The following is a 12,645-nucleotide window of genomic DNA, read 5'->3' as shown; positions in this document are numbered from 1 at the left end:
ACAGCCTCGAAGAGCCCGACAGCTATCGAGACCATCGGCGAGTTTGCGGGCTTTTCCCAGAGGCGCTCTCGGCACTGGTTGTCCCGCCGCTGTGTTATTTGTTACAGTCATACTGAGGGCCCAAAGCCTGTCTTTGCCGACCGACACCAGACATTCACAGAAGAAATCAAGGCGGATGCCACGGGGCTTGACCCCGAGGCAGTTGACAAGCGAGGCTAGTCGGCACTGTGTACGAGACCGAAACGGTCAGCAATTAGGCGAACGCGATTGGCGTCCCGTTGGTGTTGTCCTCTTCGCTCACTTTCTGGAGAGCATCGTCGAAGTCAGACATCGTAATCTCAGTCCGTTCAGCGCGGATGGCGAACATGCCTGCCTCAGTAGCAAGCGAGGAGAGTTCGGCACCGGTAAAGCCCTCTGTTTTGTTGGCAATTGTCCCCAACTCCACATCGTCTCCGAGATTCATATCTTCGGTATGAATCTGTAGGATAGCTTCGCGGCCGTTCCAGTCCGGTTCGGGGACTTCGATGAGCCGGTCGAACCGACCGGGCCGAAGAATGGCACGGTCAAGCATGTCGAACCGGTTTGTCGCGGCGATAATACGGATGTTACCACGCTCCTCGAAACCATCCATCTCCGAGAGGAGTTGCATCATCGTCCGCTGGACCTCTGCGTCGCCTGATGTCTTTGACTCGGTTCGCTTGGACGCGATAGCGTCTATCTCGTCGATAAAGATAACGGCAGGTTCGTGTTCGCTTGCAAGCTCGAACAGGTCACGAACAAGCTTTGCTCCTTCGCCGATGAACTTCTGGACGAGTTCCGAACCAGCCATCTTGATAAACGTAGCATCCGTCTCGTTGGCGACAGCCTTGGCGAGCATCGTCTTACCCGTACCCGGGGGACCATGGAGGAGAACACCCGACGGCGGTTCTATCCCGACCGTTTTGAACTGTGCAGGGTCGCTCAGTGGGTCTTCGACAGTCTCGACGACTTCTTGTACCTGTTCTTCGAGTCCGCCGATATCCTCATACGTCACTTTGGGGCTTTGGTCTATCTGCATCGCCTGTGCACGGGCGTCTGTTTCGGGGTCAAGGATAGCTTGAATACCGAATGAGTCATCGATAGCCACCCTGTCACCAGCTTCTAGCTCTTCGTCGATTCCAGCGGCGTTTTCAGTCAGCACCTCCTGATTATTACCATGTTGTTTGATAACGATTCCATCGTCGAGGACCTCTTCTGCTGTTGCAACGTACAGTGACGAAGATTTCAGCGTCCGGTTTTCGCGTTCGAGAGAGTCAACTTCACCCGTCAGCGCTTCACGGCGCTTCTGTGCGGTATCCAGTTGCTCTTCGAGTTTTGCGTTTACCTGAATAACTTCCTCGAAATGTTCTCTGAGCGCTTCAAGACGCTCGTCTGGAGACATATCCGGGTCCAAATCTAAGCGTGGGCGCTCCGGAAGTGATGGACTTCGAGACATTTGGATACAGACTATTTAGATGGCGCGGAATAAAGGTTTTCGGGAGTCGTTTGCTACTTACCAGTTCTTGTGTCCGTTCGGCTGACCGCCGTTTTCAGAGGAGTGTTTCGAGTTCGTCGAGCGTCTCCTCGTAGACAGCAATGGTCTGTTCGATTGGTGTCGGCTCGGTCAGGTCAACGCCAGCCTGCTTGAGAATTTCAAGTGGGTACCCGTTCGAACCGCTTCGGAGCAGCTCTCGATACTGTTTGGCCGCTGGCTCTCCCTCTTCACGAATCGACTCGACTAGTGACACCGCCGCCGAAATACCTGTCGAGTATTGGAACACATAGAAGGCCCGGTAGAAATGCGGAATCCGCATCCACTCGCGGGCAATACGGTCGTCCAACTCTGCTGGCTCGTAGTAGTCGCCCTTGATTTCTGCGAAGAGGTCATCAAGTGCGTCAGAGGTGAGGGGTTTCCCTTCTTGTGAGAGTTGGTGTGCACGGTGTTCGAACTCGGCGAACATCGTCTGCCGGAACAGCGTTGACCGGAACCGTTCTAGATACTCATTGAGAACGTGACGACGGAAGTGTTCGTCTTCGACAGTTTCGAGCAGGTGATGGGTTAGCAGCGTCTCATTGACCGTAGACGCGATTTCGGCGATAAACAGCGTGTAGTCGGCATAAACGTACGGTTGGCTCTCGCTGGCCAGTTCGGAATGCATCGAGTGGCCGAGTTCATGTGCCAGCGTAAACATCGACGAAACATCGTCCTGATAGTTCATCAGGATATAGGGCTGTGAGTCGTAGGTACCGCTGCTGTAAGCCCCGGACCGTTTCCCTTCTGTCTCGTAGACGTCGACCCAACGAGAGTCAAGGCCCTCCGCAAGACGGGACTGGTAAGCATCGCCCAGCGGCTCAACAGCGTCGATAACGTGTTCGGCCGCTTCGCTGTAGGGGATATCTGGCCCTTCATCATCGACCATCGGCACGTAGAGGTCCCACATCTGGAGGTCATCGACATCCAGTACTTGCTGTTTGAGTTCTGCGTGTCTGTGAAGGGTCCCGAGATTATCCCGTACCGTATCGACAAGTGTATCGTACACTTCAGTGGGGACGTTAGGGTCGTCCAATGCCCCTTGACGGGCACTTTCATACTGCCGTGCGGCGGCGATTTTTTCGTTTTTCTTTACGCTGTTCCGGTAGGCCGTCCCGACAGCGTTGCGCACTGTCCCCCACTCGTCAAAGTACGCTTCGTACACTCGCTGGCGGAACTCGCGGTCCGGATTTTTGAGGAATGTCGTAAAGTTGCTGAGCGTAATTTCTTTTTCGTCGCCATCTGGTCCCTCAACAGTCGGGAACGTCATATCAGCGTTTGCGAGTTTGTTGTATATCTCGCCCGGCGCACCGGTGACCTCGCCAAGATCGGCGAGTAGTTCCTCTATTTCTTCCGAGCGTGTATGTGGCTTCTGTCGCAACACGTCGTCGATGTAGTGTTCGTAGGTTTCGAGTTCTGGTTCGTCTTCAACAAGTTCTGTAATAGCCGCTTCGTCGAGTTCCTGTATTTCGGGCTCGAAAAAGCTTGTCGCCGCACTTGCATCAGTGTACAGTGACATCGCCCGGGAGGCCATCGCCTGTGTCTCGCTCTCGCGGGTGTCTTCATGGCTACGCAGGCGCGCGTATGTTGTAACATCCTCAACTTGCCGCATAATTTCCTCGTGATGCTCGAAGAAATTGGCGAGTCGCGTTGCATCCTCTGTTAAACTGCCTTCAAATTCACGAAGGGTTGATATCTCTTCTGAGACGGTCTCGAACGCTTCTTCCCAAGCTTCGTCACTGTCAAAGAGGGAACTCAACTCCCATCGGTACTGCTCGTCAATCTCACTTCGGTTGGGGACTGAACTCATCCACCGAGGATTTGGACCTTCCCAATGTAAGTGTTCCCCTGTCTTTGGGAGAGGACAACAAAATACGAGAGAACTCACGTCTGACGAAGGCTAAAGTACAATGAGCATATATAGTACATACGGAGTATGTGAAATGAGCTCAATTGACAAACGACTGGCAGCCGTCAGGAACCGGGCACAGCTGTTTGAATCAAACACGACCGAGCGCCGTCGCAGCATTCTGTTTACACTTGCAGTCACCGCGGGGTTTCTTGGGGCGCTAGCTGCGACAACTGTGTTTCTTTCAACACAGAACCTACCGATCGTCGTACTCCTCAGTGTTCTAAGTGGTGTTTCGTTCATCCTCGGCGGCTTCCTGTTTGCCGGGCGATTAGACGAGCTTACCGACGATGACCAGGTACTCTGGCAGTTATTTGAGGACTGATAGGCAGTATAAGTGGTTTGTTGGTCCTGGATGATGGGTCTAATCCACCAGCTCGTCTTCGTTACTCGTACTTCTCCTCATCGTAATGTGTGGTGCCAGTATCCTTGCTGTCTCCTCGAAACGATTTCTGAACTACAATCAAGCACTTCTGCGAATATAGGCAATATACTTAAAAACTAAGGAAAAGATTTATATTATTCAACCACTAACCTGCAGTTAGTATGAGTCTGAGGCAAACGCTGAGAGAAAAACAGTTTGAGAGTCGTCGGTTTGAGTACGACGACGAGACAGAGTACGTTGTTGATCTCGGCCCTAGTGCCAACGGCACTGTCGACGTCGTCGACAACACAGCCATTATTGTTGGCGACAAAGAGCAGTACGAAATTGAAATTCCCCACGACGCACAAGTGTTTATGAATAATAACGTTCTTACTATCGAGGTAGAAGAATGAAACTTACCGTCAAGCCGCTCAAACAAAAGGATGCTGGCCGTGGACTGGCTGCGGTAGACAGACAAGCAATGGACGAGATGAACCTTGAGAACGGAGACTACATTCTCATCGAAGGCGAGGGCGGGCGAACCGTCGCCCGTGTCTGGCCCGGCTATCCCGAAGACGGCGGTCGGGGGGTAGTCCGAATTGATGGTCGTCTCCGTCAAGAAACCGGAACCGGAATCGACGATGGCGTAAACGTCGAGAAAGCAGATGTTCAGCCCGCAAAGAGCCTCACGGTTGCACTCCCACAAAACCTCAAGGTCCGAGGGAACGTCGCGCCGATGATACAACAAAACCTGAGTGGCCAAGCGGTGACTCAGGGTCAGACTGTCCAGATTTCGTTCGGACTTGGCCCGCTCTCGTCGATGTCGGGCCAGAAAATACCGCTTCGGATTGCCGATACAGAACCAGACGGAACGGTGGTTGTAGCTGATTCGACAGATATCACTATCAGCGAACAACCTGCCGAGCAGATTGCTGGCGAAGAGAGTAAAAAAGCGGTCGCTCCCAACGTTAGCTACGAGGATATTGGTGGGCTCGACGACGAGTTAGAGCAGGTCCGGGAAATGATTGAGTTGCCGATGCGCCACCCTGAACTGTTCCAGCAACTTGGCATTGAACCGCCCAAAGGTGTCCTCTTGCACGGTCCACCCGGGACAGGCAAGACACTGATGGCACAGGCCGTCGCAAACGAGATTGATGCATACTTCACGGATATCTCTGGTCCGGAGATTATGTCGAAATACTACGGTGAAAGTGAAGAGAAACTCCGTGAAGTCTTTGAAGAAGCGGCCGAGAACGACCCTGCAGTCATTTTTATCGATGAATTGGACTCTATTGCGCCAAAACGCGGGGAGACGTCCGGTGATGTTGAGCGCCGCGTCGTCGCTCAGTTACTCTCCCTGATGGACGGACTCGAAGACCGGGGACAGGTTATCGTCATCGGTGCAACTAATCGCGTCGACGCACTTGACCCGGCACTGCGCCGTGGCGGCCGGTTCGACCGAGAGATTGAGGTCGGTGTCCCCGACAAGGATGGTCGCAAGGAGATTCTTCAGGTACACACTCGCGGCATGCCACTTGTCGATGAGATTAACCTAGAGATGTACGCCGAGAGCACGCACGGGTTCGTCGGCGCGGACATCGAGCAACTCGCCAAGGAAGCGGCAATGAACGCACTCCGCCGAGTTCGTCCCCATCTCGACCTCGAAGAAGACGAAATCGACGCCGAAACGCTCGAACAACTTCGCATCACAGCAACAGACTTCAAGCAGGCGATGAAAGGTATCGAGCCCTCCGCCCTGCGAGAAGTGTTTGTCGAGGTTCCCGATGTCACATGGAAGCAAGTTGGGGGTCTCGAAGACACCAAAGAGCGCCTCCGTGAGACAATCCAATGGCCCCTAGAGTATCCTGAGGTGTTTGAAGAGATGGATATGCAGGCGGCAAAAGGTGTTCTCATGTACGGGCCTCCCGGGACAGGCAAGACGTTGCTGGCAAAAGCAATAGCTAACGAGGCACAGAGCAACTTCATCTCAATCAAAGGCCCTGAGCTCCTCGACAAGTACGTCGGAGAAAGCGAAAAAGGCGTCAGAGAGATATTCGAGAAGGCCCGATCAAACGCGCCGACAGTAGTGTTTTTCGACGAAATCGACTCGATTGCCACCGAGCGTGGACACAGTATGAGTGAATCTGGTGTCGGTGAACGCGTTGTCTCTCAGCTCCTGACCGAGCTAGACGGTCTCGAAGAACTCGAAGATGTCGTCGTCATCGCAACGACAAATCGTCCAGACCTCATCGATACAGCACTGTTGCGACCGGGACGCCTAGACCGCCACGTCCACGTCCCAGTGCCCGACGAGGATGCTCGACAGAAAATATTCGACGTTCACACCGGAGAAAAACCCCTTGCTGATGATATCGACCTCGAAACGCTCGCTGAGCGAACTAACGGGTACGTCGGCGCAGATATCGAGGCAGTCTGTCGTGAGGCATCTATGGCAGCGTCGCGGGAGTTCATCAACAGCGTCTCTCCTGAAGAAGTTACTGACAGCGTTGGAAACGTCCGCGTAACAATGGAGCACTTTGAGGAAGCTCTCGACGAGGTTAGCCCAAGCGTCACAGAAGACACGCGAGAGCGCTACGAGGAAATCGAAGAGCAGTTCGACACAGAGGAACCCGACACGAAAAATAACGACGTTGGCCGGACGTTCCACTAATTCCCAAAGACGGCCATAGTATTGTCTGCCTCAGAAGGTGGTGTCCGTTTGCGCCTCTCTGGTGATGGTGTCCAGTTGTCTTAATCTCTAAGTACCCACCGGCCGATCCCCAAATATGGAGCCCGATTTTACAGCCCTCGACTCGTATCTCGCCGAAACAGACACCGACGGCTACCTCATTGACGCTGATTCCGATAACTCAGACCTCTATTACCTCTCGGGATTCGAAGCTCCGGACCCGTTTGTTGCGCTCTATAACGGGGATATCCACCTCTTTTTCTTCCGCAGTCTCGAATATGGGCGTGCAAAGAAAGAGGCCCAAGCGGACACCGTCAAGCGCGGTTCAGACTACAATTTCGAATCACTGCTCAAAGAGTACGATACCGACGAGGCTCGCGGGCGCGTTCTCAAAGCGTTCCTTGATGAACACGGGGTCGAATCGATCGCCACACCACCGCGATTTCCGCTGGAAACAGCCGACTTATTGCGAAACCACGATATCGAGGTTACTGCCGACGACCGCGAAGTTATCACAGAGATTCGCGCAACAAAAAAAGAAGAGGAAGTCGACCATATCTGCGAGGCACAACGCGCAAACGAGGCCGCAATGGCTCGCGCCGAGGAACTCATCGATACCGCGGCTGTCGATAATAAAGGACGGCTCGTCCACGATGAAAGCGTTCTGACAAGTGAACAGGTCACCAAAGAAATCGAGCTGACTCTGCTCCGTCATGGCTGTGGCCTAGACGAAACTATCGTTGCCTGTGGAAGCGACGCTGCAGACCCACACGACCGCGGGAGTGGTCCCCTCCGGGCCGGGGAGAGCATCATCATCGATATCTTCCCACAAAACAAGCAGACAAAGTATCACGCAGACATGACTCGTACATTCTGCCATGGCGAGCCAGAAGACGACACGCTCCGGGAGTGGTACGAGCTCACCCAGACGGCCAAAGAGGCCGCATTCGATGCAATCGAACCGGGTGTAACCGGCGAAGCGGTACACGCTGCCGTCTGTGATATCTACGAGCAGGCTGGCTACCCGACACTCCGCTCCGAACCGACAACCGAAACTGGGTTTATTCACAGCACAGGCCACGGCCTCGGGCTTGACGTTCACGAGCAGCCAAGCGTTTCACCAAAGGGAGGCGAACTCCACCCTGGGCACGTCATCACTGTCGAACCGGGCCTCTACGACCCTGATATCGGCGGTGTCAGGATTGAAGATTTCGTGGTTGTGACTGAAGACGGATACGAGAATCTCGTCGACTATGAGGAGCAGTTCATTATCGGGGAGTAAGCACCGATCAGAGCGGTTTCCTGCTTGTTAGTTGTCGGCCAGGTGCGTTTCTTGTGGTGGTTCGATGTCCAACAGCGTCAGGTCCTGTTCGTTTCCTTTCCTATCAAATACTTTGAAAGAGTCCGTCGACCACGGGGGGACGGCAATAAAGACAATCTCTCGGAGGTCATCTTTCTTTGTGACCTCCAGTTCACTGATTGGGTGGGAGACAAAGATGCCAGGCGTTTGTGCTGCTGGTGTCTTCATATCAACTCCAAAAATTGCGTTGAGCGCATCACCCTTGCTCGACATATAGAAGTGCGTAAACACCGGCGTCTCGTCCGAAAGACTCGTCTGTGGCAGTTTCTCTGCCCGGGTTACTGCCAGCGGAATTGTCCGCTTGTCGGGGTCAGATTCCTCGGCGAGACGCAATAGGGTATCGACGAGTCCACGCGTAATGTGTATCACAACAGCCAATTTGGGCGGGAACAACTTATAGAACTCGCAGGAACAGAAACCGCAATTCGAAGCAAGCCAACGTGATGCCAGTAGCCCTCAGCTGAAGACCATGTTTTTCACATTCTTGTATACGAGGTGCGGTGCGCGCCGTCGGGCACCGTCGACCGCGCTATGGAGTTGCTCTGTCGTTGCTTTGTTGATGCCAGATCCGTGCCCGACGCGGATACTATTTGCTTCTAGTCGGGTGAGCTTTCGGGGCGGCGTCATTCTAAGCATCGGATGTACCCCCAGATCTTCGGTATGTGTCCGGAAATACGAGGTCGTTCCGACAGCTTCGGGGACGACCAAGGAGCCACTGTCAGGGTCGTGAAGAACTGCTTCGGTCCAAAAACGGTTGTTAATTAGCTCGTGAACAGCAAACCGTGTATCTGCGAGGTCATGACGGAACCGTTCGACGGGTGCGTCGATCTCTTGGGCGACAGACTCCATGAACGTTGGAATCCAGACCGAGACATCGTGTCTGCGGGCCAATGCTGCAGTGTCGCGCTTGTGACGGTCGAGGAGGATGATGACACCTGCTACCTCCCCATACTCAGCTAACAGGTCGTCGATACCATCGGCGTCAACAGGATCAACGAGCCATACATCGTCGCCGTCTGTTATTGCGTGACTCGCCCGTTGCATCGTCTCGTCTGGATAAGCAATCCATCCAATGCCGTCGTCGAACCGGTCGATTTTTTTCCAGTCAGTCGCTGAATCAGATGCTTTCATATACGCATCGTTGAGCGTCGAGGGTAAAAAGGGAACTCCTAACTGCGAAGGTACGCTCAGAATCCACCGAAGGCTATTCATAGCACTCCCGTGTAAGATGCGACAATGAGTGACGAGGAACGCGGCGACGGAGATATTGAACGGTACAGCCGCGAGCGTCCTGACTCGACTTCCAAGCGCGAAAACAAGCTTTCGACCGGTAATAGGAAAAAAAACAACCCACAGCGGAGAGATAGCACAGACGCCGAAACTCTCACGGATGCAGTGTCCGGTCGGTTATCGCGAACTGATGCAGTCACCGTCTACTCAGATTCGGTTCAGGCGACTCTTGTTGGTCTCCCAACTGTTGATATCGAGGAGTTTGTCTACAGCCACCAGACAGACGGAAGCGGGGAATACGTGGTCGCGCTATTCGATGTCAAAAACACCACCGACAGCCCGCTGAAGTGGCAGTCTACACGAACAAAGTTCATCGGCGACGACGAGTATACGTACAAGCCAGCACGGTTGACACTTGACCCGGCACAGCTTGGACCCGGCTGTCACACCCGACAGGTGGAGCTGCCTCCGGGCCAGCGAGCCCGAATCGTCACATTGGTTGAGGAGCTACCACCACGCGTCGATATCGTTGAGGTAACTCATTCCCTCCAGCCGCCGTCCGGATTTGAGGGACGCGAGCGGCTTGTATTCTCAGTTTAATGCGGTATCAGGTACTGTTTTAATCCACGCCAATGAATAATTGAATATGGTTAACTCTCTTCAATGGCTCGCACTCGAGACAAAGTATCTCGACCGAGCAGAGGCGTTTTACGAGGCGTTTCTGGATCTTGAAACTCACTCACGACGCGGAGGAGAGGTAATCCTCACTGTGGGGGAAACAGACCTTGTTCTCAGAGAACCCGGTCGTCTCCCTCGGGGAGGTGTGCACACACACTATGCTCTCTCGATTCCGGCTGGGGAGTACGATGCCTGGTACGAGCAACTCAAACAGCGCTTTGAGTTGGTTGAACACAGCTTTGGCGACTCACAGTCGCTGTACTTCTATGACCCGGACGGCAACTGTGTTGAACTTGGCCAAGCAGACGTTGATGGACCCGGAGTCGACGGGGTGTTCGAAGTCGTCATGGAGGTCGAACAGCTCGGTCGGGCTGTCGACCTCTACGAACGGCTAGGATTCGAAGTCGTTGACCGGGGAGATGACCGCCGCCGGGTTCGCATGAATGCAGACTCCTTTGCAATAGAGCTCTGGGAACCACAGCTGGGGATTGCAGATGCAAGAGGCGGTGTCCACGTCGACATGGGCGTGACTGTCGAAGAGCCAGCAAAGATTGTCGACAAGGTTCGCACTGATGTCCTCACTATTGATGAACAGGAAGACGGGATTCGTATTCGCGACGTTGACGGGCACTACGTGACGTTAGTCGACACCAGTTAGTCGAGTCTCTCGGCATCAATCTCGACGTCTGGCGGCGAGACGATGAGAAAGTCCCGAAAGTGGACAAGATTTCCCCCGGCATCGTTGATATCGCTGGCAAACTCGGAAGCCAGTTGGTTCAAGTCTCCTGCAATGTTCAACACCAGAACCCCACCGTCAGCGACAACCTCGACCCACTCTGATGGCTGGGTCGTCCCATCGAGGACACCGAGCACAACCCGATGACTCCTGTTATCATCACTTTCGTCGTCCATTTGGTCTTCGACAGCTTGGAGATCGAGTCCATCGAAATCACTCATACGCGTCACCTCGGTGGCTGTTCTCAAAAAACTGCTGGCCGCGGTCAATCGCGCGAGGGTTCTGTCCGAATCGGTTCACTGTACACCACGCCACGTTCTGCATCGAGACTAATTTCGCTCCCAGTGTCGATGTCATCCGGAACTGTGGCGTAGCTAATCATCGGAATCTCAAGCTCTCGGGCAACGATTGCTGCATAGCTTGTCGACCCCTGGTGTGCGTCGATAATGCCGCCCAGCTTCGAAATCTCTCCGATAAACTCATCGTCGAATCCAGCGGGGAGTGCGACAATCGCCCCTTCTGGGCACTTGGTCAGATCGCCGTCTTCAGCACGGAACAACGGGCCGGTCACGAACCCCGAAAGGACCGGCCGACCGGAGACGACTGCTTCGGAGGCAACGTGAACTTTCAGCATATTGGCGGTGTCAAGTTCGTCGTACTCGGTCATCATACCTGAAAGCACCACGACGGTGTCACCGCCCTCAACAGCACCGGTGTCGATAGCAGACTGGACAGCATTTTGGATGATTGAATCAGCGCTATCCCCTCTGTAAGAAACTTGTCGCGGAATGATGCCCCACGTGAGAGCGAGTTGTCGTCGCACTTCGTCTTCAGGCGTCGCTGCGACGACGGGGATATTTGGCCGGTATTTTGCGGCTTTCATTGCCGTATAGCCTGACTCACTTGCGGCAACAACCGCACTCGCCCCGATGTCGCGGGCGAGAAATCGTGCAGAGCGGGCGAGCGCGTCAGTTCGTGTCTCGTCTGCCTGCGGAACCCGATTCTCTCTGAGTTCGTTGTACTCATCGCTCTCTTCGACATCTTGGATAACCCGCGCCATCGTCTCGACAACGCGAACTGGATGGTCACCGATTGCTGTCTCACCTGAGAGCATGACCGCATCTGTCCCATCGAGGACAGCGTTGGCCACATCAGATGTCTCCGCACGCGTGGGCCGGCGCTCGTGTATCATAGAGTCGAGCATCTCGGTCGCAGTGATAACTGGCTTGCCTGCGCGGTTACACGACCGGATGATTCGCTTTTGTATCATTGGGACATCTTCGAGCGGGCACTCGACACCGAGGTCGCCTCGTGCGACCATGACCCCGTCGGCGGCGTCGATAATCTCGTCAATATTCTCAACAGCAGCAGCCCGTTCGATTTTGGCTATAATCGGGATATCAGCGCCACGTTCTTCGAGTGCGGCACCGATTTCGTAGATATCCTCTGCAGTTCTGACGAAGCTTGCGGCGACGAAGTCGACATCTTTCTCTGAGGCAACGTCGAGTTCTCGCCTGTCGCGCTCGGTAATCGTCGGGAGGCCAAGGGTGACGCCCGGAACGTTGACTCCACACCGACTTGTCAACTCGCCGCCGGATCTGACAGTTGCCGTTACGGTTTTCCCATCAACAGCCCTAACGCGCAGTTCAAGACGGCCGTCGTCGATGAGTATCTCGTCACCGTCCTCGACAGCTTCAATACTCGTAGAGAGACCGACTTGCTCGGGCGTTGCTGTCTCACCCTCGAACAGATCAACCGACGACCCATCCACGAGTTTGACGGAGCTATCAATAGCGGCTGTCCGGACCTCCGGACCGGGGAGGTCAAGAATGACTGCAATCGGGAACGACACATCATCGTCGACACGACGCACGCGGTCAATGAGTTTGCGTCTGTTGTCCGGACTGCCATGGCTGGCGTTGAGCCGCGTGACCGACATGCCAGCTTCGGCCAGTTCGCGGATAGTCTCCGAATCATCGGAGGCTGGACCCAGCGTACAGACGATCTTTGCTGCGTTGTTCACAGGACACCCTCCACGGTTACGATAACTTCGAGCCCTGTGCTACACATGACGGCGGGACCTTTCATATCAGCCGATTGCAGGGGCACTCCCAAAATTGTGCCCCTTCC

The 12,645-nt window shown here is 54.4% G+C and carries 12 protein-coding genes; 6 read left to right on the top strand and 6 right to left on the bottom strand.

The genetic code is table 11. The annotated features are described in order from the left end of the window. Window positions 1-253: 253 nt before the first annotated feature. Entirely contained in the window at window positions 254-1,474 is a 1,221-nt protein-coding gene (gene pan2, locus N5098_RS08005) for a proteasome-activating nucleotidase Pan2 (protein ID WP_267637244.1), read from the bottom strand. A gap of 94 nt (window positions 1,475-1,568) precedes the next feature. Beyond that, window positions 1,569-3,359 (bottom strand): oligoendopeptidase F, encoded by a 1,791-nt coding sequence (gene pepF / locus N5098_RS08000; RefSeq protein ID WP_267637243.1) that lies wholly within the window; start codon window positions 3,357-3,359, stop codon window positions 1,569-1,571. A gap of 133 nt (window positions 3,360-3,492) precedes the next feature. Here pepF and N5098_RS07995 point away from each other — a divergent pair, with 133 nt between their 5' ends. The 4 genes from N5098_RS07995 (at window position 3,493) to N5098_RS07980 (ending at window position 7,793) form a co-directional block, all read left to right on the top strand. Next, entirely contained in the window at window positions 3,493-3,783 is a 291-nt protein-coding gene (locus tag N5098_RS07995; RefSeq protein ID WP_267637242.1) for a hypothetical protein, read from the top strand. A 221-nt stretch (window positions 3,784-4,004) separates the two neighbouring features. After that, entirely contained in the window at window positions 4,005-4,235 is a 231-nt protein-coding gene (locus N5098_RS07990) for a DUF7127 family protein (RefSeq protein WP_267637241.1), read from the top strand. Further along, window positions 4,232-6,493 (top strand): CDC48 family AAA ATPase, encoded by a 2,262-nt coding sequence (locus N5098_RS07985; RefSeq protein ID WP_267637240.1) that lies wholly within the window; start codon window positions 4,232-4,234, stop codon window positions 6,491-6,493. The genes N5098_RS07990 and N5098_RS07985 overlap by 4 nt, the downstream gene beginning before the upstream one ends. Window positions 6,494-6,608: 115 nt before the next feature. Continuing rightward, window positions 6,609-7,793, top strand: a complete 1,185-nt coding sequence (locus N5098_RS07980; protein WP_267637239.1) for a M24 family metallopeptidase — start codon at window positions 6,609-6,611, stop codon at window positions 7,791-7,793. A gap of 27 nt (window positions 7,794-7,820) precedes the next feature. On the opposite strand, the gene N5098_RS07975 is transcribed toward N5098_RS07980, so the two are convergent. Both N5098_RS07975 and N5098_RS07970 read right to left on the bottom strand, forming a co-directional pair. Next, window positions 7,821-8,240, bottom strand: coding sequence for a JAB/MPN domain protein-containing protein (locus N5098_RS07975; RefSeq protein WP_267637238.1), 420 nt, complete (start codon window positions 8,238-8,240; stop codon window positions 7,821-7,823). Window positions 8,241-8,327: 87 nt separating this feature from the next. Then, window positions 8,328-9,002, bottom strand: coding sequence for a hypothetical protein (locus N5098_RS07970; protein WP_267637237.1), 675 nt, complete (start codon window positions 9,000-9,002; stop codon window positions 8,328-8,330). Window positions 9,003-9,107: 105 nt separating this feature from the next. On the opposite strand from N5098_RS07970, the gene N5098_RS07965 reads away from it, so the two are divergent. Then, on the top strand, window positions 9,108-9,701 hold the full coding sequence (locus N5098_RS07965; RefSeq protein WP_267637236.1) for a hypothetical protein: 594 nt from the start codon (window positions 9,108-9,110) through the stop codon (window positions 9,699-9,701). A gap of 46 nt (window positions 9,702-9,747) precedes the next feature. Next, the gene (locus tag N5098_RS07960; RefSeq protein WP_267637235.1) at window positions 9,748-10,437 is read left to right on the top strand and encodes a VOC family protein; all 690 of its coding nucleotides are present in this window, start codon (window positions 9,748-9,750) and stop codon (window positions 10,435-10,437) included. Here the strand turns inward: N5098_RS07960 and N5098_RS07955 are convergent. After that, on the bottom strand, window positions 10,434-10,736 hold the full coding sequence (locus tag N5098_RS07955; protein WP_267637234.1) for a DUF5779 family protein: 303 nt from the start codon (window positions 10,734-10,736) through the stop codon (window positions 10,434-10,436). The two genes, N5098_RS07960 and N5098_RS07955, sit on opposite strands and share 4 nt — an antisense overlap. A gap of 44 nt (window positions 10,737-10,780) precedes the next feature. Continuing rightward, complete coding sequence (gene pyk / locus N5098_RS07950) at window positions 10,781-12,538, bottom strand: pyruvate kinase (protein ID WP_267637233.1); 1,758 nt, start codon at window positions 12,536-12,538, stop codon at window positions 10,781-10,783. Window positions 12,539-12,645 lie beyond the last annotated feature (107 nt).

It is taken from the genome of Halovenus rubra (genome assembly GCF_026586665.1).
Lineage (GTDB): Archaea > Halobacteriota > Halobacteria > Halobacteriales > Haloarculaceae > Halovenus > Halovenus rubra.
This window is presented reverse-complemented; position numbering and strand designations above follow the sequence as displayed.